Annotated in this window: 28 protein-coding genes and 1 pseudogene; 21 read left to right on the top strand and 8 right to left on the bottom strand. The window is 53.0% G+C overall.

Annotation, left to right across the window (positions count from 1 at the left end; translation table 11 throughout):
- Positions 1-328 (bottom strand): annotated as a pseudogene (locus V7080_RS03835) (Mu transposase C-terminal domain-containing protein); the annotation flags it as partial.
- A 1281-nt stretch (positions 329-1609) separates the two neighbouring features.
- Positions 1610-2296 (bottom strand): hypothetical protein, encoded by a 687-nt coding sequence (locus V7080_RS03840; protein ID WP_334187079.1) that lies wholly within the window; start codon positions 2294-2296, stop codon positions 1610-1612.
- A 400-nt stretch (positions 2297-2696) separates the two neighbouring features.
- Here V7080_RS03840 and V7080_RS03845 point away from each other — a divergent pair, with 400 nt between their 5' ends.
- Positions 2697-3134: a YqaA family protein gene (locus V7080_RS03845; RefSeq protein ID WP_334187080.1), complete on the top strand. Its 438-nt coding sequence runs from the start codon at positions 2697-2699 to the stop codon at positions 3132-3134.
- A 236-nt stretch (positions 3135-3370) separates the two neighbouring features.
- Here V7080_RS03845 and V7080_RS03850 read toward each other — a convergent pair whose 3' ends face one another.
- The 3 genes from V7080_RS03850 to V7080_RS03860 form a co-directional block, all read right to left on the bottom strand.
- The gene (locus V7080_RS03850; RefSeq protein WP_334187081.1) at positions 3371-3673 is read right to left on the bottom strand and encodes a DUF4148 domain-containing protein; all 303 of its coding nucleotides are present in this window, start codon (positions 3671-3673) and stop codon (positions 3371-3373) included.
- A gap of 858 nt (positions 3674-4531) precedes the next feature.
- Positions 4532-5938: a heavy metal sensor histidine kinase gene (locus V7080_RS03855; protein ID WP_334187082.1), complete on the bottom strand. Its 1407-nt coding sequence runs from the start codon at positions 5936-5938 to the stop codon at positions 4532-4534.
- A complete protein-coding gene (locus V7080_RS03860; protein ID WP_334187083.1) occupies positions 5935-6606 on the bottom strand; it encodes a heavy metal response regulator transcription factor in 672 nt (223 codons plus the stop codon). Before V7080_RS03860 ends, V7080_RS03855 begins: the two co-directional genes overlap by 4 nt.
- Positions 6607-6770: 164 nt before the next feature.
- Between V7080_RS03860 and V7080_RS03865 the strand changes: the two genes are divergently transcribed.
- Positions 6771-7091 (top strand): copper-binding protein, encoded by a 321-nt coding sequence (locus V7080_RS03865; RefSeq protein ID WP_334187084.1) that lies wholly within the window; start codon positions 6771-6773, stop codon positions 7089-7091.
- Between the two features lie 268 nt (positions 7092-7359).
- Here V7080_RS03865 and V7080_RS03870 read toward each other — a convergent pair whose 3' ends face one another.
- Positions 7360-7548 carry a hypothetical protein gene (locus V7080_RS03870; protein ID WP_334187085.1) on the bottom strand — a complete coding sequence of 63 codons (189 nt, stop codon included), beginning with the start codon at positions 7546-7548 and terminating at the stop codon, positions 7360-7362.
- 186 nt (positions 7549-7734) lie between these two features.
- On the opposite strand from V7080_RS03870, the gene V7080_RS03875 reads away from it, so the two are divergent.
- The 19 genes from V7080_RS03875 to V7080_RS03960 all read left to right on the top strand — a co-directional run bounded on the left by V7080_RS03875 (position 7735) and on the right by V7080_RS03960 (position 23631).
- The gene (locus tag V7080_RS03875; protein WP_334187086.1) at positions 7735-8121 is read left to right on the top strand and encodes a hypothetical protein; all 387 of its coding nucleotides are present in this window, start codon (positions 7735-7737) and stop codon (positions 8119-8121) included.
- A 2-nt stretch (positions 8122-8123) separates the two neighbouring features.
- Positions 8124-9545, top strand: a complete 1422-nt coding sequence (locus tag V7080_RS03880; RefSeq protein WP_334187087.1) for a TolC family protein — start codon at positions 8124-8126, stop codon at positions 9543-9545.
- Positions 9546-9561: 16 nt separating this feature from the next.
- Positions 9562-10959, top strand: coding sequence for a multicopper oxidase family protein (locus V7080_RS03885; protein WP_334187088.1), 1398 nt, complete (start codon positions 9562-9564; stop codon positions 10957-10959).
- A gap of 18 nt (positions 10960-10977) precedes the next feature.
- Complete coding sequence (locus V7080_RS03890; protein WP_334187089.1) at positions 10978-11526, top strand: cupredoxin domain-containing protein; 549 nt, start codon at positions 10978-10980, stop codon at positions 11524-11526.
- Positions 11527-11595: 69 nt separating this feature from the next.
- A complete protein-coding gene (locus V7080_RS03895) occupies positions 11596-12000 on the top strand; it encodes a copper-binding protein (RefSeq protein ID WP_334187090.1) in 405 nt (134 codons plus the stop codon).
- A 305-nt stretch (positions 12001-12305) separates the two neighbouring features.
- Positions 12306-12941, top strand: coding sequence for a DUF305 domain-containing protein (locus tag V7080_RS03900; RefSeq protein WP_334187114.1), 636 nt, complete (start codon positions 12306-12308; stop codon positions 12939-12941).
- Positions 12942-13057: 116 nt separating this feature from the next.
- A complete protein-coding gene (locus tag V7080_RS25360; RefSeq protein ID WP_442947176.1) occupies positions 13058-13423 on the top strand; it encodes a four-helix bundle copper-binding protein in 366 nt (121 codons plus the stop codon).
- A gap of 93 nt (positions 13424-13516) precedes the next feature.
- Positions 13517-13669, top strand: a complete 153-nt coding sequence (locus tag V7080_RS03905) for a hypothetical protein (RefSeq protein ID WP_334187091.1) — start codon at positions 13517-13519, stop codon at positions 13667-13669.
- Positions 13670-13898: 229 nt separating this feature from the next.
- Complete coding sequence (locus tag V7080_RS03910; protein ID WP_334187092.1) at positions 13899-14645, top strand: DUF305 domain-containing protein; 747 nt, start codon at positions 13899-13901, stop codon at positions 14643-14645.
- Positions 14646-14820: 175 nt separating this feature from the next.
- Positions 14821-15027, top strand: a complete 207-nt coding sequence (locus V7080_RS03915) for a heavy-metal-associated domain-containing protein (protein ID WP_334187093.1) — start codon at positions 14821-14823, stop codon at positions 15025-15027.
- A 54-nt stretch (positions 15028-15081) separates the two neighbouring features.
- Positions 15082-15423, top strand: a complete 342-nt coding sequence (gene fdx / locus V7080_RS03920) for an ISC system 2Fe-2S type ferredoxin (protein WP_334187094.1) — start codon at positions 15082-15084, stop codon at positions 15421-15423.
- Positions 15424-15587: 164 nt separating this feature from the next.
- Positions 15588-15944, top strand: coding sequence for a hypothetical protein (locus V7080_RS03925; RefSeq protein WP_334187095.1), 357 nt, complete (start codon positions 15588-15590; stop codon positions 15942-15944).
- 51 nt (positions 15945-15995) lie between these two features.
- The gene (locus V7080_RS03930; RefSeq protein ID WP_334187096.1) at positions 15996-16271 is read left to right on the top strand and encodes a DUF2933 domain-containing protein; all 276 of its coding nucleotides are present in this window, start codon (positions 15996-15998) and stop codon (positions 16269-16271) included.
- Entirely contained in the window at positions 16268-16927 is a 660-nt protein-coding gene (locus V7080_RS03935) for a methyltransferase family protein (RefSeq protein ID WP_334187097.1), read from the top strand. The genes V7080_RS03930 and V7080_RS03935 overlap by 4 nt, the downstream gene beginning before the upstream one ends.
- A gap of 21 nt (positions 16928-16948) precedes the next feature.
- The gene (locus tag V7080_RS03940; RefSeq protein ID WP_334187098.1) at positions 16949-19336 is read left to right on the top strand and encodes a heavy metal translocating P-type ATPase; all 2388 of its coding nucleotides are present in this window, start codon (positions 16949-16951) and stop codon (positions 19334-19336) included.
- 51 nt (positions 19337-19387) lie between these two features.
- Positions 19388-21220 (top strand): DUF3141 domain-containing protein, encoded by a 1833-nt coding sequence (locus V7080_RS03945; RefSeq protein ID WP_334187099.1) that lies wholly within the window; start codon positions 19388-19390, stop codon positions 21218-21220.
- Between the two features lie 26 nt (positions 21221-21246).
- On the top strand, positions 21247-21687 hold the full coding sequence (locus V7080_RS03950; RefSeq protein WP_334187100.1) for a hypothetical protein: 441 nt from the start codon (positions 21247-21249) through the stop codon (positions 21685-21687).
- A gap of 64 nt (positions 21688-21751) precedes the next feature.
- Positions 21752-23092 (top strand): hypothetical protein, encoded by a 1341-nt coding sequence (locus tag V7080_RS03955; protein WP_334187101.1) that lies wholly within the window; start codon positions 21752-21754, stop codon positions 23090-23092.
- Between the two features lie 20 nt (positions 23093-23112).
- A complete protein-coding gene (locus V7080_RS03960) occupies positions 23113-23631 on the top strand; it encodes a protein-disulfide reductase DsbD N-terminal domain-containing protein (RefSeq protein ID WP_334187102.1) in 519 nt (172 codons plus the stop codon).
- Positions 23632-24421: 790 nt separating this feature from the next.
- Here the strand turns inward: V7080_RS03960 and V7080_RS03965 are convergent.
- The gene (locus V7080_RS03965; protein WP_334187103.1) at positions 24422-24946 is read right to left on the bottom strand and encodes a hypothetical protein; all 525 of its coding nucleotides are present in this window, start codon (positions 24944-24946) and stop codon (positions 24422-24424) included.
- An 85-nt stretch (positions 24947-25031) separates the two neighbouring features.
- Positions 25032-25694: a DUF4145 domain-containing protein gene (locus V7080_RS03970; protein ID WP_334187104.1), complete on the bottom strand. Its 663-nt coding sequence runs from the start codon at positions 25692-25694 to the stop codon at positions 25032-25034.
- Positions 25695-25782: the final 88 nt, after the last annotated feature.

Below are 25782 nucleotides of genomic sequence, written 5' to 3' on the forward strand. Positions count from 1 at the left end.
TGATTCGTTCGACCGACTCCGGCAAGCGGCCTTTACCTTTGCCACCGCTCGACTGTCCAAGAGCCAAATCAGTGACCAGCCCCGAACCTTGCCGGGCACGGCGGATCAGGACGTAGACCTGCCGCCGGGACAGACCCAGCGCCTGGGCTGCTGCGTCGGCCGCTTCATGCCCGACCGTCTCCGACTGCGCCAACGGCCCAATGATCTCCGCGCGGCAGCGAGCACGCTCCCATGCCTGTTCTGACAGGGTGGCTACGCCGCGCTCGGCAATCGGTACGGTATCGGTCGCCATGCTCGCCTCGCTTTGGTGCACACGAGTATTGAGCATAGACGAGTTTCGTGCAGAGGAGTCCTGATATCGGGCTGTCAGGAGCCGTATGCACAGCAGGCTTCATGTCTCGTTGATTGGTGCAGTCGTCTTCTGAAAATGACAATTGACGCGCTGCGGCCGGAACTGGACGGCGAGCTGTGCATTGCGAAACAGCTGAAAATAATATGATCTATAACCGAAAGGCGCGAGGGTCAGGGCCGCGTAGGCTCTAGGCAGACCAGTGAGGTCGCATAATATATACATCCCTCGCGCGCTGCTCTGCTAATGCAGGCGGCCGGCTTCGCGCCCTGTAGACCATGCGGTGGTTGCGCACAGGGCTGCGGCGAACTGCGTAGCGTTGCACATTCCTTACTTAAGGAAGAGCTAACTGGCGCGCTGTATTATGCAATCAGTCTGCGAGATGCATGGTCACCCTAGAAACGCGCAGGCCTAGCAGCGTGCCTGACTTCACGACACGTTAAGTTGCACTCGCTCGATGGACTGCGACTGGAACTTCAATGAATGAAATGGAGCCGTCTGGTTCCTCGCCCCAAAAAACAGCACGGTTCGCGCCTGCAAGATCAGCGTCTGAGTTGCCGCGAAAGTACTTGGGGCTGCCTTGACCACTTGGCACGTTCGGCCAAGTCGATGAGACACGCCAGACCACACACACCTGTCCTCCTCCCTCAAGCGGTAGTCGGCCCAAAAGGTGCGCGCCCTCGTTCCTGGCCGGCCAATCGATGACCTCGCCAATGATGTTGATCAGGAAAATGCCGACTTCAGTTGAGTAGCCGCTCGGGGCGTTCGGTAGCCATATCGTGTTGGCAGGAGCTTCCTGCCGTGTTGTGCTGAGCGAAGTTGACGGGAAGTGAACGCGTGCAGCCAGGACAACCGGTGCGGTCCTAGATTCAGGCCGTTCCCATTTCCCGAGAAAACGGGATGCCGGAAGCTCTCCCGGCGAGAAAAGCTGGTCACGCCGATTGCTATCAAAGCCGACGTGCCATTGACCGCTCCCGTGGAGACTAAGTTTCATCGCGTATCCAAGCGGCCGGCTCGTGAGGTAGACATCACGCTTCCCGGTGCCGGTACTGGTCCAACATTTCCATAGGTCGGTCATGTTCCCGCTGTCGTCTCGAACCGCAAAGCGAAGGCTGTGCTGTGGCATCTTGTGGGGTTTAACTTGAGCTATACGGTGTAACAATCCATTGGAATTAGAGAACAACAGCTAGTTGTTATAACGCTTGTGTGCAGGGCGGTTTTAGAGAGTCATTGGATAAACCAGTCCTGTTGACGCATTAGTTAAGCGTTTCGCTGAACAACCTTCAATTCCTCCAAGGCCTCAATGATATTCGACAAACTCGTGTTTACCTCAGCCGAAACAGACTTGTTTTCGTATAAATATGCAACGATATTGACAGTATTGGTAAAGCAGCGCTCTGCATTGGAGAACCGGTAAGCCGAGAACTTCCAGTCCACAGCCACATCAACGTCTGGTCGTGAGCAGGAGTTCTCCAGCTTCAGCGAAGGGTGAACTGCCTTGTCTCTATATTTGATTATTTGATCTATGCAAGCACAAAAATTATCAAAAATATCGTTTTTTATTTTATGAGTTCGCCGAAAAAACTCAGCTATTTGCTTTGCTCTGGAGGTTTTGTTCCTTTTCCAAGCTTCGATTTCTTGTAAGCTTATTTTGGCATAGGGCCGCAAGGTCTCGTACAACCCATCCAGTGCGATACCGCATGCGACGTAGACTTGGATGGATGGTGCAAGCTCGCCCATTAATAGCTGCTTCTGGTTGCTGGGATCTTCGCTCCATCGCTCGGATATAGCAGTGGAGGCCAGCTTTGATTGTTTTAAGCTGTCATGTGCAATTTTTAGCCAGATCGGGACGACGTTATACGCGGTAGATAGAGTGAGGCTTCCAGTATTCTTGCCCTGCTCATCCATGGCGATAGCCAAATCTCCAGGTAAGACTCCGACCGTCATTCCTCTGAATATCAAGACTCCATTTGACACACAAACACCTTTTCGCCCCTCCGCCTAACGCGGGTGTATATTAAATCGTGGCATGTATCGTCCTTGGTAACCTAGACATTACCAAGTTTCTTGAAGTACCGCTTCTCGTTCGTAACCGATGAGGAGAATCAAAATGACACCGTTTTCTAGATCATACATTTGTGATGCGCCAAACAGATGTTTAAACGTTTAAACGTTTAAACACTTAAGCGGTCTTCAATCTGCAATCAACAAATACTTGTAAATGTCGATCCCAACACTTTGGAGTCGGTCAGAAAAGCAGCTCACTGCTGTGAAAGCAAGGTCGAGTCGTCGACGACGACGACGACGACGACGACGACGACGTAAATTTTAACGCGATAGAAAAGTGATGGAAGACTGGAGCGCTTACGGCGTGTTGTTGAGTGCAGCAATTGCGGCCGCCACAATCGTTCCGGCGCAATCCGAAGCGGTGTTGGTGGGACTGCTACTTGCGGGCAAACAATCTCCCTGGTCCCTTGTGCTTGTTGCCAGCATCGGCAATATTGCAGGCTCTTGTTTGAATTGGCTATTGGGACGGTACGTCGAACGATTCCGACATCGCCGCTGGTTTCCAGTCAAGGAGAAAACGCTGGAATCGGCCCAGGCCTGGTATCGTCGTTATGGCAAATGGTCCTTGCTGCTCAGCTGGGTACCGATCATTGGCGACCCCATTACCGTCGCCGCTGGGATTCTTCGAGAACCATTTGTGGTTTTTCTCATTCTGGTTACGATTGGCAAGACATCGCGTTACGTCGTGTTGGCTGCCATCACGCTTGGCTTCCTGTGAATTCGGTCCACCCTATGGACAGGCATCATCAAGTTTGTAAATTAGCAGCGACTTAAAGAGCCGTCAGACGGCTTTTTATCAGCGGGGTTGTACCGCAATCTATCCTGCTTCTGTAACTAGGGCATTAACTAAAGTGGATCGCAATCGTGCCAGAAGATGGACTACTCGCCGTCACTTCCGAAAACCGGACCCAGGCTCATGTCTTTTGACATGGCCATGGGTACGCGCAATCCATTTTAATTTTGGCTTCGATCTTGCATCGCTTTTGCAGCGATGTCTTCGCGAGCGTCGCTTCGAACGCGATTGGTAGCTATCGTTTGATCGCGTGGGTAGGTAGAGTTGTCCGCACCAATCAACAAGCCCGCCGCTCTAGCTTCGTTGAGTTCGGCAATGACCTCAGCACGTGACTTTGTTGACTGGATGTGATCTTGCCAGTTCGACCCAAAATTGCCAGTCCATTTATCGTCGGCGAACGCACCAGTCGTAGCAGTGGCAAACAGAACACCCGCAATGACGGCTACTTGTTTAATCGTTTTCATTATGCATTCCTTTGTGGTTGAGATGAATGTGGTTCGCTGCTTCAGTGCTGATCCACAAATGCAGTGTAGAAAACGAACGCCAACAGTTCTCTGACGCGACCATGACAAGTTTGTCACGCGAACGATGACCATGGCTTGCATGGTCATCGTCCCTGACGATTCAGGACTATGCACCTCCACGACATATATCGCCAAGCGCCGCGCTTTGAGAATTGCATTGATCAAGTAGGCTCATGGCCGAGCAGCCGACCACGCGATAACCTCCAAGGTCTTTTCCCTGCTCCATGATCAAAACAGTTCTGACTCGATAGTCATGTCATTTGCCGCTACTTCCACTACCGCCTCCGCGATACATCGCATCCCCTTGCATGCCGCTTGCAGGCGCGGATCGGTCCAGGGATCCCATACCTGAACAACCGGCCAATATCATTGTTACGACGACGGCAATTAGTGCCTTCATGATCTTGCTCCTTGCTTGTTGATGAATTGATTCCTTTTAGATGACTTATTGTCATCATGTGAAAAGCATAGAACAAGGCCCGCTCGGATTGGATTACAAATTGGTCATCTGCTTGTCATCTGCACGATAAGATTCCGGCCTGACAGCAACTGGCTTGGTAAGCGCATGATTGTTATCGCTGGATCTGGAACACAAGAAAGTTAAATCAGACTGGCTGATGGCGTCATTTACGCGGTATGGCGTAGCGCGAGTGAGCACAGATACGCAGCAATGAGTTGCTGCCGTACGCCACGGAAGTTACAACCCCTAGTTGACAGTGCTCAATCGCTGTTTGATTCATTCGCCCTTTCAGCCGGTGCAGGAATTCGTCCACCAGGCGAAGAATCAATTGATGTGCGCTATGCTTGATCAGGAAACGAGAGCCGGAACGTCGTTTCTCCGTCTCGTACACTGTTGACCTCAGCCGTGCCGCCATGCAGCTTCATAATCGATTGAACGATTGCCAGCCCTAGTCCGGTAGAGGAAGCTGACTGACTGCGCGCTGCATCGGCTCTATAGAATCGGTCAAACAATTTGGGGATGTGTTCTTCATCGATCCCCGTACCGGGATTGGTCACACTGACGACGGCTCCATTGACGGTCTGCTTTGAAGCTAAGCGGATTGCTTTGCCTGGTGCGGTAAAGCGAATGGCATTGGCGACCAGGTTGCCCAATGCACGTCTGAACAATGCAGCGTCGGCAGTAACCGTACCGTCGGCTTCCACGGTAAACGACACCCCTGCGTCATCAGCAATGCCTTCAAAGTATTCAGCAATGCGTTGAAGCTCGTCATGGGCATTTAACGCACTTTTTGTCAGTGCGACTTGTGCATTATCGGCACGGGCCAGAAAAAGCATGCTTTCGACCATTCTGGATAGTCGTTCGTACTCTTCCAGGCTCGACAGCAATAACGTTTGATATTCTTCACCCGCACGTTGTTTGGACAATACAACTTGCGTTTGCATTGTCAGGTTATAGAGCGGCGTTCGTAGGTCGTGTGCCAAATCTGCGGAAAACTGGGACAAGCGCTGAAAACTTTCCTGCAGGCGATCCAACACCGCGTTGAATGATTCAACAAGTGTTTGCAGTTCAGTGGGAACCGCATGGGCATCCAACCGGGTAGACAGACGCTGAGCGGTAATGGAGCGTGCTTGATGGGCAATTGCTTTGATAGGCCGCACTGCGCGACGAACGACAAGATACCCTATCACTGCGGCCAATGCGGCTCCTGCAAGCATTGCGCCGAGCACCCTGAGACGGTAAGCGCCCAATAACGCCATCCTGTTCGACACGGTTCTGGCAACAACGATCTGCACTTTCTCGCCCGATCCTCCAACACGCCCCCACGCTGAAACAGTCCGTGCTGTGGCGTTGGGCGCATAGTCCCAGGAATGCAAGTCATCTGGAGCAGGCTTTTGGTCAACCGGGACAATGGGAATGGCGGGCGGATTACTGATAATGGCGTCATTACGCATCAATATCTGACCAGATATTGATCGAAGGAGGACGATTAAACCGTCGTGCCCGGCAGCGGCGTCAACGAAACGATGCTGGTCTTGAAGAATCGACTGGACACTTTGAGTTTCCATCAAAATGTACCGGAATTGATCAATTTTCCCTGCAAGTTCGTGGTCGTCGTGGTGTTCCAGCTGCATCGCCAGCGAACGGTACAGATAACTGCCGACTGCGGCAAATGTAATGATCGTGGCAACCGCAAACAAGATGGCCAGCCGTGCGGTAAGCGACGCCGGCTGCCGCATCATCATTGCCGTTCCTCCAGTACGTAACCCATGCCGCGAATCGTATGAATGAGCTTGGAGGCATAAGGATCATCGATCTTCGCGCGCAAGCGCCTGACAGCTACATCCACTACATTGGTGTCGCTATCAAAATTCATATCCCATACTTGCGAGGCAATGAGTGACCGGGAAAGGACTTCCCCTTTGCGTTTGGCGAGGAGATGCAAAAGCGCAAATTCCTTGGCAGTCAGGTCAATTCGGTGCCCACTTCGGGTTACCCGACGTTTTAGAACATCAATCTGCATATCTGCAACATCCAGCCGCTCGGCTTCGCGGATGGGTCCTCTACGCAGCAGCGTGCGGATTCGCACGACCAATTCAGCAAATGCAAATGGTTTTACCAGGTAATCGTCCGCGCCCAGTTCCAACCCGCGAACCCGGTCTTCGACTTCATCGCGCGCCGTCAGGAACAGTACGGGTGTTTCCTGGTTTTTGCGCAACTCCTGGACGATTTGCCAACCATTCATTTTTGGCAACATAACGTCGAGAACAATCAGGTCATAGGATTCTGACTGGGCCATATGCAAGCCGTCCGGACCGGTTTGCGCCCAATCGACGACGAATCCAGACTCGGTGAGCCCCTTGCGAAGGTAGTCGCCGGCTTTTTGTTCGTCTTCCACCACCAAAATGCGCATAACACAGGCTTTCAAACAGTCACATTGCATTTAATTTTGCACTACAACAAATGCCGGCTGCATTACAAAACTGTAATGTAACTGTCAGATTCGCGTCCGACGCCAAAGGTTAATATCGTCTTCATCGTCACATTGTTGTGACCATCATTGGATCGGGGTATCAAATGAAAGTATCTGCTTTTGTACTATCGGCTGCCGCAATTGCTTTTTCGTCGTCTATGCCAGCCTTCGCGCAGGTAACCGATACCACCACTACCGCGCAGCCCGTGTCCACAGGGACAGTCAAGAAGGTCAGTGCCGATCAGGGGAAGATTACCGTCAGTCACGGGCCGCTGGCAAACCTCGATATGCCGGCAATGACGATGGTGTTCCGGGTGGCCGATCCGAAAACGCTTGAAACGGTAAAAACCGGAGATAACATCGAGTTTACGGCAGACAAAGTCAATGGCGCGTTCACGATTGTGCGCATGGAAAAGGTGAGTTAAGTGCATTCCGATGCCAGCCGGGCTTGAAAACTGGAGGAATTGCGAAAGATTGGCTATTGGGCAGAGCCATCTTTTTTGCTTGCGCCGTCCTATGCTAGACTAAAAAAATGAAACACGTGATCAAGACATTACTGCTATGGATGCTGTTGCTTGTGCTCCCCGCACAGGCAATTGCAACCGCTGCCAAAATGTCTTGTGGACCAAATCACCATGCCACACTGGCAGAGACGAACGCCGCGCACACCCATCATGATGCATCCCATGGGGATCACCACCATGCGGAAAATGAAGCCGCAGCCAGTGATTTGGCATTGCCAGATCTGGCGGACGCGTCACCGTCTGATAATTCAACATCCGTAAAAAGTGCATTTTGCAGTGCCTGTGCCGCCTGTTGCGTCGGTGCAGCCGTTGTGTCCACGCAATTGGACTGGTCTCCCTCCTTCACCGGCACATTCATTCCGGCTCTGTCTCCTCCACCATCGTTCACTGGCCACATACCGGCCGGACTTGAACGGCCGCCTCGTCACTCCCTTTCCTGATTCGTCCGGTTATCCCCGGTCCGAAACAGCAATGCGCTGACGGATCACGCGGATCCCCTTCAATGCGTGCTTCATCGCACGCGGCCTATCAATCTAAGGAAATCATGTTACTCGTACGTTGGATGGCTATTGCCACTCTTGCGGCCGCGCATGGCGCTGTCGCAGCGCAGGAACCGTCGCGTCCATTAAACCCTGCCGATGCAGCAGGCCCTACTGCTCCCATGAAATATGAATCTGCCTTCGACAATTATCAGCAGATGCAAGAAGGAAATGAGCCGTCAATCGAGGTCTGGCGGGCAGCCAATAACGAAATGAGGGAGCTTGGCGGTCACGCAGGACATATCAAAGGCATCGCGCCAGCACCTTCCGCCAAGGCGGAAAGCAAGCCTGCCGAAGCTGCTGCATCCGCCACACCGGCTGAAAAAGCCATGCCCGCCGGCCATGGAAACCATGGAAATCATGGCATGGACAATAAGACCAAAGGAAAATAAGAATGCCCCATCAACCTCACATTTTGCGGCGTACCAGGCCAGTTGTTCTCGCACTTTCTGCTGTTGTTTTGAGTGGCTGCGCGACATTTTCGAAAGACGGCGGACTTGACACGGTATCGGCTCTTACCAAAGAACGTACCGGCCAGGAGGTACGACAGGCTAAAACCGACAATGACCGCTCGGAAATTGAAAAGGCCGTCAACGAACTTCTCGCCAAGCCTTTAACTGCAGATGGTGCAGTGCAAATTGCACTGATGAACAACCGGGGCTTGCAAGCGTCATTGGCTGAACTGGGCGTGGCTGAAGCTGATCGGGTACGTGCCGGCCGCATAGCGGGCCCTAGCCTGGCGTTTTCACGCATCCGTGGTGGTGAGGATATTGAAATTGAGCGCGCCATCGGCTTCGATTTCGTTGGCCTGTTGACCCTGCCGCTGCGCAGCAATATCGAGGCACGCCGTTTTGAAACCGCCAAGCTGCAGGCCGCCACCGAAGCCGTACGACTTGCATCGGAAACACGCCGCGCCTATTTCAATGCGATCGCAGCGGCACAGACCGCACAGTACATGCAGCAAGTGGCAACGGCAGCGGAAGCCGGCGCAGAGTTGGGCCAAAGGATGGCCAAGGTGGGCAACTGGAGCAAGCTCGACCAGGCCCGCGAACAAGTGTTTTATGCCGATGCCATTGCGCAGGTCGCGCGTTCGCGCCACAACGCCAATGCCGCCCGTGAACAATTGACCAAGCTGCTCGGTTTGTGGGGCAGTGGCACGGCGATCAAATTGCCGGAGCGTTTGCCAGACCTGCCGAAAGCACCGAACGACATCAGTGATATCGAGAATCGAGCAATGCAGCAGCGCCTCGACGTCCAGATGTCCAAGCGTAACGCTGAAATGACCGCAAGCGCGCTTGGGCTGTCAAAGGCGACCGGTTTCATCAACGTGTTCCACGTTGGCTATGCCAACGTCAGCGAAACCGGTAATCCGCGCGCCAACGGTTATGAAATCGAGCTGGAACTGCCCATTTTCGACTTTGGCGCTTCCAACAGAGCCAGGGCGGAAGCGATCTATATGCAGTCCGTCAATCGTACTGCTGACACGGCCATCCGCGCCCGATCGGAAGTACGGGAAGCCTACTCGTCGTACCGCACCTCGTACGACGTCGCCAAGCACTATCGCGACGAAATTGTCCCGCTTCGCAAGAAAATTTCAGACGAGATACTGCTTCGCTATAACGGCATGTTGGTCGGGGTGTTCGAATTACTTGCCGATTCCCGCGCTCAGATTGCCAGTGTCAATACGGCTATCGAAGCGCAGCGCGACTTTTGGCTGGCTGAAACCGCATTACAGGCGGCCATCAATGGTAGCGGCGGGGCGATAACGCCGATGAGCAGCGGCACTGCTGCAGCTGAAGCCGGCGCAGGACATTAACGAAAGGATTAATTTCATGGTTTCACGTAGAGATTTTTTCATGGGCGCAGGCGCAGTGGCTGTCAGCGCCGGAATGGTCAGCCGGGTCGGAGCCGCATCGCTCCCGGAAGCGCCGCTCATGAGCGACGCCACCACGCAACCCCCGCTGGTACCGAACAACGGGCGTCCGTATAACCCGGTTGTCACGCTCAATGGCTGGTCGCTTCCCTGGCGCATGAATAACGGTGTCAAGGAATTCCACCTGGTTGCCGAGCCCGTAGTACGCGAACTGGCCCCCGGCATGAAGGCGCACCTGTGGGGTTACAACGGCCAATCACCAGGACCGACCATCGAGGTGGTCGAAGGTGACCGCGTCCGGATTTTTGTCACCAACAAGCTGCCCGAACATACCAGCATCCACTGGCATGGCCAGCGCCTGCCAAACGGCATGGATGGCGTTACTGGTCTCACGCAGCCTGGTATCCCTGCAGGCAAAACCTTTGTGTATGAATTTGTCGCCAAGCGCCCTGGCACCTTCATGTACCACCCGCATGCCGATGAAATGGTGCAGATGGCGATGGGGATGATGGGTTTCTGGGTCACGCACCCGAAGAATCCAAACTTCATGAAGGTCGACCGGGATTTCGTCTTCTTGTTGAGCAATTACGACATTGAACCCGGTGCTGCCACGCCCCGAATCAGCACCATGCTCGACTTCAACCTGTTCACCTTTAATAGCCGGGTGTTTCCAGGAATCGATTCGATGAACGTGCGCCAGGGCGACCGCGTGCGTATCCGCTTCGGCAACCTGACGATGACGAACCACCCAATGCACCTGCATGGTCATGAATTCGTCGTCACGGGCACTGACGGCGGCTGGACTCGCCCTGAATCGCGCTGGCCAGAAGTGACAGCCGACGTCGGTGTAGGCCAGATGCGCGCAATCGAATTCGACGCCACCGATCTCGGCGACTGGGCGTTCCACTGCCATAAATCGCATCACACGATGAACGCGATGGGCCACGACGTGCCGACCATGATCGGTGTCGACCATCGTGGCACGGCCAAGAAGATTAGCCAGCTGGTACCTGACTACATGGTCATGGGAGAGCGTGGCATGGCAGACATGGGTGAAATGGAAATGCCGATCCCGGACAACACCCTGCCGATGATGGGTGGCCAGGGACCGTTTGGCGGCGTCGAGATGGGCGGCATGTTCACGGTCGTGAAGGTGCGTAAGGATCAAAAGCCGGGGGATTACAAGGATCCCGGCTGGTACAAGCATCCGGCGGGAACGGTGGCCTATGAATGGACAGGTTCAGTACCGGAGCCGACCCGAAACAAGTCGCCGGGCGGGCAATTGATGACGCCGGTGAATAAACCGGATGTCGAAATGAAGGTACGCAAGCCAACCGGTGGCCACGGCAACCACTAGCAGCAAGGGAGAAGGACGATGAAAACAATCAATTTAAAGGGACACCGTATGACACACCATTTCACACCAAACACGCTTGTTGCCGCAGCCATGGCGCTGAGCCTGGGCCTGGCTGCGCCACTAGCGTCGGCGCATAGCGGCAACACCCATAGCAAGGACAAAACGGCCACCACAATCTCTGCCGAGGAGAAAGCATTCGGCAAACAAGGCGATCCCAAGAAGGTGACCCGGACCATTACCGTCGACATGAACGATACGATGCGCTTTGGCCCTTCCGACATCACGGTCAAGCAAGGCGAAACGATTCGTTTTGTGGTGAAGAACAGCGGCAAGATGATGCATGAAATGGTTCTTGGGACGATGGCAGAACTGAAAGAGCATGGTGAACTGATGAAGAAGAATCCCGGTATGGAACACGACGAGCCATACATGACGCATGTCAGCCCCGGCAAGAAAGAAGAGATGGTTTGGCAGTTTACCAAGCCGGGAGAATTCCACTATGCCTGCCTGGTTGCAGGCCATTTTGAAGCGGGCATGATCGGCAAGATCAAGGTGGCAGCAAAGTAAATGAGAAAAGGGGTGACGTGTATACGTCCCTGTAATGACAAAGATAGTTCACAACACAAGGAGCAGTTCATGACAAGCATTCATTCACTCGTACTATCAGCAGCACTGGCCTTGGGCACTACGCCATTGATTGCGTCGGCTGCAGGCGACCACGGAGGTGGACATGCCGGTTCAGCGAGGTCGATGTCAACGTCTACCGTGGCAGCATCACAGTCAAATGCTGCATCAGGCGCTACCGCCAGCAGCAATACCGCCATGACAGACGGTGAAATCAGGAAGGTCGACAAGGATGCCGGGAAGATCACGATCAAACATGGTGAGCTGAAGAATCTCGACATGCCGGCAATGACAATGGTGTTTCAGGTCAAGGACAAGTCAATGCTTGACACTGTCAAGGCTGGCGATAAAGTCAGCTTCATGGCCGACAAGATCGATGGTAAGTTCACAGTGACACAGATCGAAGCAAAGAAGTAAATTGTCGTGTCGCCACATCATTGCATGATCATGCCATTCAGTTCGTGAAGGATTGATCTGCACGCATATCTGCGAGTCCATCTCTCCGATTTCGAAGGACTCGTAGATATGCATATCAATGGGAACATTCGTCCCAGGACCGCACTCGTCCCTTATCAATCGCGATCAAAGAAGCGCACCAAACACCATCCACATTGTTAGCAAATTTAATTAATAAGTTGTGAACATTTTGCGGATGCTGTACTCCTACGCTTGAATACGTAACCAAGCGTAAATAACTCTGTTTATTCAATTCAGGAGCTTTGATGCGCACAATCAGAAACACTACCGTAGTTATCGCCGCATTTGTTATATCGTCTGCCGCGCTCTCCCAGAGCCATGCGCCAGGCGCTTCTCATGGCAGCGCATCTGCCCATGGCGCAAGCAGTGCCATGCATGGCAGTGCCAAAGCGAGTGAGGCACCATTTGACTTGCAATTCCTCGACACCATGGCCGCACATCATCAAAGCGCAATCGACATGGCGCAACTGGTCGAATCACGCGCCGCCCATGATGAACTTAAAAAAATGGCCATGAAGATCATCGACGATCAGCAGAGAGAGGTCAAGCAGATGATGTCCTGGAAAGAGCAGTGGTATGCCGGCAAGGGAGATGCCGTCAATATGCAGATGCCGGGCATGAAGGAATCCATGAAAGGCATGGACAAGGAAATGAAGCAGCTCAGTGCCAGTAAGGGCGAAGCCTTCGATCTGATGTTTATCGACATGATGACGAAGCACCACAAAGGTGCTGTGCAGATGGCGAAAACTGCCCTGTCCAAAGCCGAGCACAAGGAAGTAAAGCAGATTGCGCAAAAAATTGTCGATGAACAGCAGAAGGAAATAAGCCAGTTCAGCGCATGGAAGAAGGAATGGAAAAAACAGGGCGGCAAGAGTTCATAACAGCGACCCGGCTATTGATCGCAGGTCCAGCCAACGCAGGGGGAATCATTCGTTCAAATCTATATGACAGGAGATCGACCATGACACCTCAAACGCAAAGCCAGACCAGTCCAGAGATGCGACAGCACCTGCAGGAATGCATTCAAAACTGTTTCGATTGCGCACAGGCATGCGAAACCTGCGCAGCTGACTGCATCCGTATGGACATGTCAGGGATGGCGGAATGCATTGCCGCTTGCCGGGATTGCGCCGATATTTGCCTTCTCGACGCGCGACTGATGAGCCGCGATTCGCCGCTGCATTTCGACACGTGTGCCCTTTGCGCGACAAGTTGCGACGTTTGTGGCGATATCTGTACGCGTATGGCGGGTATGCATAGCGATGAACATAGCAAAGGCATCATGCAGCGCTGTGCTGAAGCATGCCAACGGTGCGCGCAATCTTGCGAAGCGATGAGCAACATGCGCACAGAAATGCATTAGTCTTTTGCATGAGGGTTGGTCCGCACTTTTGCATCGAATATCTTAAGCGAGGTTTCCTTGTTCTATTCCGGCGGACCGCTTCCGAGCAGCATGATGCTCATCTTGGTTATGGTCGGCGGTCTGTCGGCGTTCGCCATCATCTGTTTTTCCATTTATTTGCGCCTGCAACGCAAGCGCGACAAGAATGTGCTTCATGGCCGCCAGAAATCACCGGGTGCGAAGGGATCAACGCGAAAGAAGCGCTAACGCTGCCCTTAAGGTAATGGGTGACATTGCCCGTATGTAGAATTTCTTTATGTCATCTCATCCAAACGGCAATGTATTCAGAAACGCATAACCCTTGATAGCCATGTGGAAGACATTGGGACAATGAGTCAGTAACTGATGGATCAACGATAGAAGCGGCTCAATAGCTGCAATACCCGCTCAAGGAGGACGAGGCATTTCATGACATCCACTATAAAGGAACTGCATCATGACTTACCTAGAGCAACAAGAATCCGGTTGTCCTACTAAGGTCGCCGGCCTTCCACGTCTTTCCAAAGGGTTCGCGGTCACTGCCCTGGCATTTTCTACGCTTGTCATGGCTCCCGCTCAAGCGGATGGGCCGGGGCGGGGGCAGACCGCCCAGTTTGAACGCGATTATCTTACTTTTATTATTGACCACCATTACTCCGCCCTTCGGATGACTGAAATGGCTGCCGGCACCGACCTGCAACGCGATGCGCCGATTAACAATCCGGAAGAAGGCACATCACCCACCCCCAACACCACTGCCACGCAGGCCAAGGCTGGCATGGAAGATATCAAGTCGATGGCGCGGATGGCGAACCGGATGCAACGCGAAGAAATCGTGAAGGCGCAAAAATTCCTGCGCGAGTGGTATGGCGTATCCCATACACCTACGGTACGTGCGGAGGGGCAGCAGCAGATCCGATTGCTGGAGCAAGCTCCGGCAGGAGCGCAGTTCGAGAAAACCTTCCTTCAGGTTTTCAGTAACCACCACTATGGTGCCCTTCACCCGAGCCTTGATTGCCAAGTCAAATCCGATCACGACCATCACCAGCTTAAAGGGTACTGTGAAGCCATTGTGCACCATCAGGTAATGGAAATTAATGATATGCAGAAAATGTTGTGTAAGCACTTCTCGTTGTGCGACTTCCAGCCATCAACCGGCACAAATGTGCAAACTGGCACAGCGGCAGTCACGACAAGGCAGTAGCCGTTATCTGCGTTGATGACAAGGCCGTTTGCCGTGAAAGACACCGTCGCATTGGAATAGCATATTTCAGCGGCGGTCACGAATCAGCTGCGATAAACCAGTATCACAAAAAGTGCTTGACCTTCCAGCAATGGGAAGGTCTACAGTGAAATCTCATCAACTAGGAGGTTTCATTATGTACGAACTGCAAGTGGAAGGAATGAACTGCGGCGGCTGTGTCAAAGGCGTTACGCGATCGGTGCACACGGTAGATAGTAATGCGAAAGTCGATGTGGACCTGAAGGCAAGGACCGTGCGCGTAGATACGAACGCGGGACTGGATGCCATCGCCTCCGCTATCACCAAGGCTGGCTATCCGGTCATCAATAGCACACCGCGATGATCAAGGTCTATGGAGCGTTGCCGCCACTTTACCTGTTTTCCTCAGGGGCAGAATATGCCGAAAATTAAACTGCTTCCTCATCCAGAGTATTCACCAAGCGGGGCAACGTTTGAAGTGAGCACCAGTTCGACCTTATGTGATGCGCTACTTGATAATGGCATTCCAATAGAACATGCGTGCGGAAAAGTGGGCGCATGTTCCACCTGTCACATCGTGGTGAGGCAAGGCTTTGACAAATTGAATCCGCTCGGTGACAACGAAGAGGACCTGCTCGATATGGCATGGGGACTGGAGCCGCAGTCACGGTTGGCATGTCAAGCCATCGTCACTGGAAGTCACGAGTTGGTCGTTGAGATCCCTAAATATTCGATCAACCATGCAAAGGAAACGGTGTAAATGCGTCGATACAGGTATCAAGGACGCATCCGGAGAATTTTGATATAGGTCAATCAATTTTTGCTTTGTCCCTTCTAGCATGCATGTCAATCTTGGCTAGAAATCATCGTGGATTAAGCCCGGATGCCTCCTTCACCCTTTCCGCATTGAATCTGGAGTACATCATGAAACGCTTTTCGGTCGCTCTCGCAGTCCTTCCCTCTATTCTTGTTCTGGGCACACTATCTGGGTGTGCAACCGAACTGCACCAGAAGCATCATCCGGACTCGTCCAATCCTGCTGCTGTGCCGGCAAAAAAAACCGATGCCTCGTCAAATGCAATGCCGATGATGGGAGCGGACAAGAATGCCATGTGCGAGATGCACGAAAAGATGGTGAACGCGCAGAACGCGGATGAACGGCGTACGCTCATGAAGGAGCACATGACGTCTATACCGCCAGACATGATGAAAAAGCATATGGCCATGATGCATGAGCAAATGACGATGATGCAGGAACACATGGGTGGTCAAGCCAAATAACAGTCGCTTGAAAGCTGCTTTATCTCGGTTGCGAACATTTTGGAGATTGCCATGGACCATAGTGAACATCATCGTAAGCCAGTCAAAATTTTTACCCGTGCGAAATGGGTCTGGATTGGTTTTGCGTTCATTGCTGCGTTTTTTTTATGGACAGAGCATCGCGCTCACCTGCTTGGGGCCTGGCCATTCTTACTGATTCTTGCATGCCCGCTGATGCATCTATTCATGCACGGTGGCCATGGCCATCATGCTGGACATGCAGGTCACAGCGCTGCGCGGTCGGACAAGAACGAGGAAATTGACCGTCAGTCAGGAGCGCATACATGAACGAGCCCACTGCTGCATACGGTCTATGGTCACTGGTAATTCTGAATTCACTGGTATTTATCATCTTTGCGTTTAGCTTCACCAAGCCCAAAACATCGCGCGACTGGCGTTCGTTTGGCACGTTCGCCGCTTTTGTGGTCGCATTATTTACCGAAATGTATGGCTTTCCTCTAACGATTTATCTTTTGCTGCCCTGGCTTTCAAATCAGTTTCCTGGCATTGACTTTTTGTCCCATGACGCCGGACATCTGTTGGAAGTGCTGCTTGGATGGAAAGTCAATCCACACTTTGGACCATTTCATATAGCGAGCAACGTCTTGATTTTCGCCGGTTTTCTGCTGTTATCGTCGGCCTGGCGCGTGCTGTATCTGGCACAGACGCAGCACACACTTGCCACCAGCGGGGTATATGCCCGGATCAGGCATCCACAGTATGTCGCCTTTGTCCTTATCATGTTCGGTTTCCTGTTGCAATGGCCGACTCTCGTCACACTTGTCATGTTCCCGGTGCTCGTCCTGGTGTACGCCAGGTTGGCCAAGCGGGAAGAGCAGGATATGGCCGCCGCATTTGGCCATGAATACCTGCAGTACAGGCAGCGCACGCCTGCCTTCTTCCCTTCTTTCAACAGTCTGCACGCCGGACCGCGTCTTCAATGAATCTAGCTCAATAGGGTCACCATGAATAACACGACAAACGCAAAGCACCCGCATCACGATCATGAACACAACCATCATGGTCATGACCACCATCAGGGGCACGGGGTGCGCTTGGCAACTCAGGATGCGGAAAAGCCGTTTGTCGACCCGGTTTGCGGGATGAACGTGAGTGCCAGCCCTGAAAAGACTCTTCAATATGATGGGGCCACCTACCACTTTTGCAGCACAAAGTGCATGGAGAAGTTCAGGCAAGACCCACAGGCTTATCTCACACCACGCGGGGATCAACCTGTGCAGGCCGCGCCGGAAGGGACGGTCTATACCTGTCCGATGCATCCTGAAATCCGGCAGCCTGCCCCAGGCAATTGTCCGAAATGTGGCATGACGCTTGAGCCGATAGTGCCTTCCCTGGATGAAGAAGAGAATCCGGAACTGGTCGATTTCCGCCGGCGTTTTTGGTGGACGTTGCCTCTGACCGTAATCGTTACGGTACTGGCGATGGTCGGCCACCGCATATTTTCTGGCGGCCTTGCCGGTCAGAGTTGGATTGAGCTCGTTCTCAGTACCCCTGTTGTGTTGTGGGCGGGTTGGCCGTTCTTTGTTCGTGGCGCTCAATCGGTCGCGAACCGCAGCCCCAACATGTGGACCCTTATCGGACTCGGCGTGGCGGCAGCATTTGGTTACAGTGTCGTTGCCACAGTAGCACCGCAGTTGTTTCCTCAAACGTTCTTGGTACATGGGCGTATCGGCGTTTATTTCGAAGCAGCAGCGGTGATTGTTTCATTAACCTTGCTGGGTCAAATACTGGAGCTTCGTGCCCGCTCCCAGACATCTGCCGCCATCAAATCCCTGCTTGGACTTGCTCCAAAAACCGCTCGTCGTATCAATAATGACAGCACAGAAGAAGACGTACCGCTGACACATGTACATCTTGGCGACACGCTACGGGTACGTCCGGGCGAAAAGGTACCGGTCGATGGCGTGGTGCTGGAAGGCGAAAGTGCATTGGACGAGTCCATGCTGACCGGTGAACCGGTACCGGTGACGAAAAGATCGGGCGACAAGCTGATTGGTGCAACCATCAATACAAGCGGTAGCCTGGTCATGCGTGCGGAAAAGGTCGGTTCGCAAACGATGCTTTCGCAAATTGTGCAAATGGTTGCTAATGCTCAAAGGTCTCGCGCACCGATGCAACGGCTGGCCGATGTGGTCGCCGGCTATTTTGTCGTTGTCGTCGTTGGCATTGCGCTCCTGACGCTGCTCGGCTGGGGCTTTTTCGGACCCGAGCCGAGCTGGGTGTACGGATTCGTCAATGCAGTCGCGGTCCTTATCATTGCCTGCCCTTGTGCCCTTGGACTGGCCACGCCGATGTCGATTATGGCGGCGACCGGACGGGCCGCAACACAAGGCATCCTGTTCAGGGATGCGGCGGCTATCGAGGAAATGCGCAAGGTCAACACGATAATTGTCGACAAGACGGGCACGCTCACCGAGGGCAAGCCGGCCTTTGACCGCGTCGTGGCAGCACCTGGTTTCAATGACACAGACGTTTTACAAATTGCAGCAAGCATCGACCAGGGAAGTGAACACCCATTGGCTCATGCCATTGTCGAGGAAGCCCGCAAGCGCGGGCTGGTGCTCGATAAGCCGGACACCTTCGAATCGTCCAGCGGGATTGGCGTACGCGGCATTGTTGCTTCAAGACGCATCGCGTTAGGCAATACCGCACTGATGGACATCGAGAAGGTTGACTGGCATGGCTTGGTTAATCAGGCGGAGGAATTGCGTAACGAGGGTGCCAGCGTCATGTACCTGGCAGCCGACAGCCGACTGGTCGGACTGCTTGCAGTCTCCGACCCGATCAAGGCCACTACGCCAGAAGCGCTGCAGACATTGCGGGATGCCGGCCTGGCGGTTGTGATGGCGACTGGCGACGGGGTCACTACGGCAAAGTCGGTTGGTAAAAGACTTGGCATTGACGAAGTGTATGGCGAGGTAAAGCCACAGGACAAGCTGACGCTTGTTGAACGGCTTCAAAAAGACGGAAAAATTGTCGCAATGGCCGGCGACGGCATCAACGACGCCCCAGCCCTTGCCAAGTCCAATGTCGGCATTGCGATGGGAACAGGAACCGATGTGGCCATCAACAGTGCGCACGTGACCCTAGTGAAAGGTGACCTGCGTGCCATCGCTCGCGCCCGTAACCTCTCTGTGGATACTGTGCGGAACATGCGCCAGAACCTGGGCTTCGCTTTCATCTATAACGCCCTGGGCATTCCATTGGCTGCCGGGCTGCTCTATCCATTCACGGGTCAACTCCTGTCGCCGATGATTGCCGCACTGGCGATGAGTTTAAGTTCCGTTTCTGTCATTACCAATGCACTTCGTCTGCGGGGCACAGGAAAATAACGTAACTGGAATGACCTAACGCCAGTCATCCATCGTTCAAAAGGCAAATCTATGGCCATTGGCACCAAACCTGCGGATCAACGGGCTGCAAGGCTGTCCGCGCCGGTCGTGTCCAGCGTACCGAGAATGCAAGGTCAACCTGACAAGACACCAGACAAAGAGGCAACGGGTGGGCAAGCGCCGTTCATAAGTCCGGCAAATGTCGTTGCATCGGCATTTGAGTACGGGCTCGACTATTGGCAGCGTAGTGTTCTGTATTGGGACACGTTACGTGAACGGGCCAATAACATGTTCGCTCACCATGCCAACGGCATGCCGCCTTTGCTGGATTTTGACTACGAAGTCATTCTTGATGCGCGCCGGTTTGCGTCACCGGCGAATTACGCGCTTTTACGCATCACCCGGTGTTGCGACGAACACGCCGAGATATGTGTCGACCAATCCAAGCCGCCGGTCATTATCATGGACCCGCGCGCCGGGCATGGCCCTGGAATCGGCGGTTTCAAACGTGACTCGGAAGTTGGACTATCGCTTCATGAAGGACATGAAACTTATTTTGTCATATTCTTCCCGTCACCCTGCAAGAACCAGACGCTGATTCACGTTCTGAAGGCGCTTCGCAGATTTGTGGAGGAAATCACGACAAGGCATGACGGTCAATCTCCCGTCATCTACGGCAATTGTCAGGCTGGATGGGCAGCTATGCTGTTGGCGGCTGACTGCGAAGGACTAACGGGCCCCGTGGTCCTCAACGGCTCACCGTTGTCCTATTGGGCGGGAGAGACCGGCGTCAATCCCATGCGCCTTGCAGGCGGTCTCCTTGGTGGCGTGTGGATGGCCCACTTGTTGGCCGATATGGGCAATGGCCAGTTTGACGGCGCTTGGCTTGTGCAGAATTTCGAGAATTTGAATCCGGCTAATGCGATATGGGAAAAGGATTATCACCTATTTGCAAATATCGACACTGAACGGGAGCGTTTCCTCGAATTCGAACGCTGGTGGACCGGCTTTTACTTTTTAAGCCGGGAAGAAATTCTTGCCATTGTCGAGAACCTGTTTGTCGGCAACAAGCTTGAACGAGGCAAGCTGCAGCTGTGTGATGGCTGCACCGTCGATTTGAAGCGAATTCGCAGCCCACTGGTTATCTTTGCGTCGAGCAAGGATAACATTACGCCGCCACACCAGGCACTCAACTGGATACCGGCTGTGTACCCGTCGTCAGCGGATTTGAAGCGAGCAGGACAACGCATCATCTATCTCCTCAACCACCAGGTGGGGCATCTTGGTATCTTTGTCTCCGCGAACGTGGCTCGCCTGGAGCATCGCGCAATTCTTGAAAGTATTGGCGAGCTGGAAGCGCTAGCGCCTGGCCTTTACGAGATGAAGATTGTCAATCCGACCGGTGACCCTGACTGCCACAAGCCGCAGTACGTCGTGCGATTCGAAGAGCGGGAAGTTGAGCAAATTCGCTTCGACTATCCGCAAAAAGCGTTTGAAAATGCGCAAAGTCTTTCTGAGCAAAATGAACTGCTTTATAAGGCGTTCGTCAGTCCATGGATACGGGCCATGGCAAACCCATTGAGCGCAGAAGCACTGAAATGGGCACATCCAATGCGTGTCAGCCGATATATGTATTCCGACATGCTCAACCCATGGGTGATACCGGCGATGTTACTGGCAGCAGCGGTCAAGCAGTTGCGCAAGAAAGCTGCCGAGGAAAATTCATTCTTGAAGGCGGAACGCGTCGCAAGTGAATCGATCGCTTCGGCGTTACGCAGCTACCAGGAAAATCGTGATACGGCGTCTGAATTGATTTTCTCGCAACTGTTCGGCAAACAGCCGATTCAACTGTCTGAACAGGACTCGCGAAGGCAATCAGCATGATAGTCATACGACCGAATCGAAACAGGGTGCACTCTTCCACCGTGCTGATCCTAGGCGGCATTATATTGATGGGACTTGGCGTGTATTTCATTTTCTTGCGCCCCCCTTTATTGCCTGAAGACCCTCGATTCATGGGGGCGTCTCTCGCACAGATTCAAATGAGCCTTCCCGGCCTGAAAACATGGCTCACCCGAGTATTCTGGGTGATGGGCGGCTACATGCTTGCCTGCGGCGTCTTGACGGCTTATGTGGCGACTACGAATTTCAAAGCACGGGCACCCAACGCCGTACTTGCCGTGACCCTCTCTGGTTTGACCTCCATCGGATTGATGTCGGCTGTCAATTTCATGATCGACTCAGACTTCAAGTGGCTGCTCCTTGCGTTTACTTTGCCTTGGATAATTGCATTGGTGCTGTACGTTATTGAGGGGCAGGCAATTCGAGACAAGGGCCTCGCGATGGACTAGAACGGAAAAGTATGCCGTCTTCATTGCCGCATGATGCTCGCCGACTAACCGAAAGGAATTCGAATTGATCAGTGAACGACTCAACAGCCACTGTTTTTGCGTAAGCCTGGACGCCGCAGCACTCAAAAACGCGCTGGTAGAAGAGCTGGGTTCAAAGGAACTCGTTACGTTGGTTGAAGAGCGCTGCCCATACCTGTTCTCGGCACGACCTGTGTTTATATCGGATAGTCAGGCAGGGGAAATGGCGGAGGTCGTTGCCGCAGTCGAGGCTTTGAGTGCGCTGCCAAAGTACCGTGAATACGTTCTGGCTAACGCACCGGCGATTGCGCGGCATAACCCTGGAGGGGCTCGTGGCGTTTTCTTTGGTTATGACTTTCATCTTGGGGACAGCAGCATTGGAGTCATTGAGATCAATACGAATGCGGGTGGTGCCATGCTCAACGCTGTCATGGCGCGCGCTCATCATGCCTGCTGCCTGGACGACCACCGGATGGCTTTGGCAGCTGCCGAAGCCGAGGCATTCGAACAGCACATTGTGCAAATGTTTTTGGCAGAGTGGCGTCTTTCAGGCCACTCACGCCCGCTGAAAACGATCGCCATCGTAGATACTGCACCGCAGGAGCAGTATCTGTATCCGGAGTTTCTGTTGTTCAAGAATTTATTCGAGCGTAATGGCTTGCATGTCATTATTGCTGATCCTTCGGAGCTGGAGCTCTTTGCAGGCGTTCTGATGCACGGGGACACGCCCATCGATCTTGTGTACAACCGTCTTACCGACTTCTATCTGGAAACGCCCGGCAGTTCGGCGCTGCGGGAAGCCTATCTCGAAAACGCCGTCGTACTGACACCCCACCCTCAAGCACATGCGCTGTATGCAGACAAGGGCAATATGGCACTCCTCGGGGATGATGAGCTTTTGACCAAGTTTGGCACATCGCAAGAGGTGCGAGATGTTCTTGCCAAACATATTTTGCATACGGAAATTGTAGACGCAGTTCATGCCGACCGCATCTGGAGCGAGCGTCGCAATCTCTTTTTCAAGCCGAAAACTGGCTATGGGAGCCGCGCTGCCTACCGGGGCGACAAGGTCACCAAACGCGTCTGGCAAGACATCCTTGCTGGGCAATACATTGCACAAGCCATCATGCCGCCCGGAGAACGGCTGGCGGGTACGCCTGATGGTCCCGAAACGCTTAAATTTGACCTGCGCTGCTATGCCTATGGAGGCAAAATCCAGTGGACGGCAGCGCGCCTGTATCAAGGCCAGACAACGAACTTCCGCACGCCTGGCGGCGGATTTTCTCCTGTCTACACGCTACCCGATGTACGGCTGTCGAGCGAGATTAACGGCATATTAAAAGCGGCAAGTGAAGCGACGTCTTGTTGCGACAAGAGTTGTACTTGACCATGTGAAATCAAACCACGATGTTACAACGCACCATGTTAAACAAACATATATCCAAATGCATCCTGCTTTCGATGGCTGCATTCGTGACTCATCCGTCCGTCATGGCCCAGCAATCGACAGGGCCTGGCATACAAAAGCGGCTCAGCGAGATCTTTTCGGGGTCGAAAGAGGAAGAGCTTCTGGAGCCCGATCAGGCATTCAAACTGAAGGTGGTCGTGTCTGGTCCCACGACGTTGGTCGTTGACTTGATACCAGCAAGTGGATATTACCTTTACAAGGAAAGAATTCGTTTTGCGCTGAAAAACGCACGTGGCGTCGGGATCAAATCAGTCAAGCTCCCTGCCGGCAAAATAATGATCGACCCTACTTTCGGCAAAATGGAAACGTACGACAAGCCTGTCCAGGCTGAAATCGCCTTGGAACGGGCTCCAAACGCGAAGAGCGTCACGTTAGCGGCAAACTACCAAGGGTGCAACGAAAAGACTGGCGTTTGTTATTCACCGATAGATAAAGAGTTGACCCTCACTTTGCCATAGTTAACAGCTGTTCCTTTTTATATCAGGAGTGCACGTGCAATGGGCGGAGATCCAAACCGAATAAAGCGCCTGGACTTGCTGGGCGGAGTTGGCGCAGGAATCTTGGGAGCGGGAATTTCCTTGTTATTTGCGCATTGGCTTCAGCCCTTTGCTATTCCGGCGCTCATGGTTGGCGTCGCTGCTCATGGGTGGGCGATGTACGCCAAGGGCACGCTTGAACGTCAGGCGATTGTGCGACGGCCGAAATGGTCAGTCGCGGCCGAATGGCTCTGCTGGCTTATGCTTGCAGGGTTGATTGCGTATGTCACTCTTACAGTGCGAAGCTGACGGGCGTTCCGGTCAAGCCGGCCTGGTTGCCGCCGGGTCAGGACACATACTCTTGTTGCAACGGCGCGTCCGTAACATGAGGCGAGGCTTTGGATTTGTCTCCATGTATATCATCTCATCCATTTTGCCGGCTTTCGAACTGCGTTATTCCTTGGACTACTTCCGTCGCTGAGAATCGTTGTGCTGAAAATAGACCTTAATTTAACCTCGCCATCAACAAGTAATTGCGGTTGCATGACATCGCCTGGCTGGATTTCTCACTTCTAACCCAGCATGCTGTAGCAAGCCGCTGGTATCGGCTATTCATCAGTCATTGTCTGACGCGACCTAACGAAAAGACATCAAAGCATTTTAATGTCTGTCAATGCTCACCGTTCTACTGAGCCGTGCTGGATGGCGACTAAGGTAGGAGACAGCGAAGGAGGTTGCTTCGTCAATCGCCAGGATCTGGCGAGGCGTTAAACTAATTTTTTTCTATGTCCGCAAGCAGATCGATAAGATCAGACATGCCAACTAGCCCACCAAAACATTCTGTTCCATGGAGAGGATTCAAAGTTCCTTTTTTGCTGTGGTCAATTGCTGCGCTATGCCATGTCGCTGGTCGAAGCGGCTCTCTTATTGCAAAATGAAATTTATTTTGATGGGACGCGGCATTTCTTACGTGTCGGAAGAACTCAAATTCTGGCGAATGATCATTTTTATTCTTCACGGATTCATACGCTGTATTTGCGAGCATGCCACAGCACGCCTTGAGATATGTTTCGCTTGATATCTGGCCATTCTGAGCAAGTTGATAGACATCATATGGCCGAAAATGGCGGCTTTCGAGGATGCCTCCAGCCACAACAATGTAGTGTTCTTCCGTGAGGCCCATAGGATTTTGCTTGTTGAATATTGCCGGACAAGCTGCAAGAGACACCATGAAACTCGTCACCATGTCGTAGAACGGAAGCCCTTGCCTAAATTGGATGTAATCGACTAGTTTCATGGCAATGTTTCAAATGACGGTTTAACCTCAGGCGACTACCGGCATCTGACTTCACAACGTATTGGTGGTCGCTTCGGTGGAAGGGTCAAGCGTAGTGCTTGGCCATGAAGTCACGGATGTCACGCACCATTGCCTGTACGTCCGACTTCTCAAATTCGTCCCACTTACCGTGCGCGGCACTGTTTCGCAGATCGGCTATCGACGTAATCCTCTTTTGCACAAGTTTTGTGTACACGCCATTTTTCGCGAGCTCGGAGTTCATCCAGTCGAGCTTTGGATTGTCAGGCAGCGGTATGGCGTTCGCTTGGCAAAGCTTACGCAAACCATCTTCAAGAACACTGCCCGCTACGACGGCTGCAGGCTGAAAATAGCCTGTTTCCAATAAATGTTCAGCTTGCGCCAAGAATTCATCAAAGAGCTCTGCTTCTACGAGCTTCTTGACCGAAAAAAGGCTCTCTGATTCGTAGTCGTCCTTTGCGGCAAGTAAGACACCAAAGGCTTGCTCGACATTGGCCCACTTCGGGTAGGACGGAAACTGATCATTGATCCGTTGATAGTGCACGCTGCCTTCGCCAAACACCCTTGACAGGAGGCTAAGGCGACTTGTCAGCCACTGATTGGCAAGCTGAACATCGATAAAGTCACCGGTCATGTGGCCCGGCGAAGGCGCAGTACGCGTTACCAGAACCTTTTTACCCAGCATAATTAGCTCGTTCAGGCGGGTCACAATTTTGGCGTCAACGGTCACCGTGTCTCCTGTTATGTCAAAAACATCATAAATATCCGGCGAGGCAGCCGGCCATCTTGATTGCCATGTTAATCAATCGAATATGAAA

This window comes from Noviherbaspirillum sp., from assembly GCF_036846085.1.
Taxonomy (GTDB): Bacteria; Pseudomonadota; Gammaproteobacteria; order Burkholderiales; family Burkholderiaceae_D; genus Noviherbaspirillum.

Coding starts and splice junctions, on each gene's coding strand:
- V7080_RS03840 (WP_334187079.1), bottom strand. CDS start 2,296: ATGACGGTCGGAGTCTTACCTGGAGATTTGGCTATCGCCATGGATGAG.
- V7080_RS03845 (WP_334187080.1), top strand. CDS start 2,697: ATGGAAGACTGGAGCGCTTACGGCGTGTTGTTGAGTGCAGCAATTGCG.
- V7080_RS03850 (WP_334187081.1), bottom strand. CDS start 3,673: ATGAAAACGATTAAACAAGTAGCCGTCATTGCGGGTGTTCTGTTTGCC.
- V7080_RS03855 (WP_334187082.1), bottom strand. CDS start 5,938: ATGATGATGCGGCAGCCGGCGTCGCTTACCGCACGGCTGGCCATCTTG.
- V7080_RS03860 (WP_334187083.1), bottom strand. CDS start 6,606: ATGCGCATTTTGGTGGTGGAAGACGAACAAAAAGCCGGCGACTACCTT.
- V7080_RS03865 (WP_334187084.1), top strand. CDS start 6,771: ATGAAAGTATCTGCTTTTGTACTATCGGCTGCCGCAATTGCTTTTTCG.
- V7080_RS03870 (WP_334187085.1), bottom strand. CDS start 7,548: ATGAATGTGCCGGTGAAGGAGGGAGACCAGTCCAATTGCGTGGACACA.
- V7080_RS03875 (WP_334187086.1), top strand. CDS start 7,735: ATGTTACTCGTACGTTGGATGGCTATTGCCACTCTTGCGGCCGCGCAT.
- V7080_RS03880 (WP_334187087.1), top strand. CDS start 8,124: ATGCCCCATCAACCTCACATTTTGCGGCGTACCAGGCCAGTTGTTCTC.
- V7080_RS03885 (WP_334187088.1), top strand. CDS start 9,562: ATGGTTTCACGTAGAGATTTTTTCATGGGCGCAGGCGCAGTGGCTGTC.
- V7080_RS03890 (WP_334187089.1), top strand. CDS start 10,978: ATGAAAACAATCAATTTAAAGGGACACCGTATGACACACCATTTCACA.
- V7080_RS03895 (WP_334187090.1), top strand. CDS start 11,596: ATGACAAGCATTCATTCACTCGTACTATCAGCAGCACTGGCCTTGGGC.
- V7080_RS03900 (WP_334187114.1), top strand. CDS start 12,306: ATGCGCACAATCAGAAACACTACCGTAGTTATCGCCGCATTTGTTATA.
- V7080_RS25360 (WP_442947176.1), top strand. CDS start 13,058: ATGCGACAGCACCTGCAGGAATGCATTCAAAACTGTTTCGATTGCGCA.
- V7080_RS03905 (WP_334187091.1), top strand. CDS start 13,517: ATGCTCATCTTGGTTATGGTCGGCGGTCTGTCGGCGTTCGCCATCATC.
- V7080_RS03910 (WP_334187092.1), top strand. CDS start 13,899: ATGACTTACCTAGAGCAACAAGAATCCGGTTGTCCTACTAAGGTCGCC.
- V7080_RS03915 (WP_334187093.1), top strand. CDS start 14,821: ATGTACGAACTGCAAGTGGAAGGAATGAACTGCGGCGGCTGTGTCAAA.
- fdx (WP_334187094.1), top strand. CDS start 15,082: ATGCCGAAAATTAAACTGCTTCCTCATCCAGAGTATTCACCAAGCGGG.
- V7080_RS03925 (WP_334187095.1), top strand. CDS start 15,588: ATGAAACGCTTTTCGGTCGCTCTCGCAGTCCTTCCCTCTATTCTTGTT.
- V7080_RS03930 (WP_334187096.1), top strand. CDS start 15,996: ATGGACCATAGTGAACATCATCGTAAGCCAGTCAAAATTTTTACCCGT.
- V7080_RS03935 (WP_334187097.1), top strand. CDS start 16,268: ATGAACGAGCCCACTGCTGCATACGGTCTATGGTCACTGGTAATTCTG.
- V7080_RS03940 (WP_334187098.1), top strand. CDS start 16,949: ATGAATAACACGACAAACGCAAAGCACCCGCATCACGATCATGAACAC.
- V7080_RS03945 (WP_334187099.1), top strand. CDS start 19,388: ATGGCCATTGGCACCAAACCTGCGGATCAACGGGCTGCAAGGCTGTCC.
- V7080_RS03960 (WP_334187102.1), top strand. CDS start 23,113: ATGTTACAACGCACCATGTTAAACAAACATATATCCAAATGCATCCTG.
- V7080_RS03965 (WP_334187103.1), bottom strand. CDS start 24,946: ATGAAACTAGTCGATTACATCCAATTTAGGCAAGGGCTTCCGTTCTAC.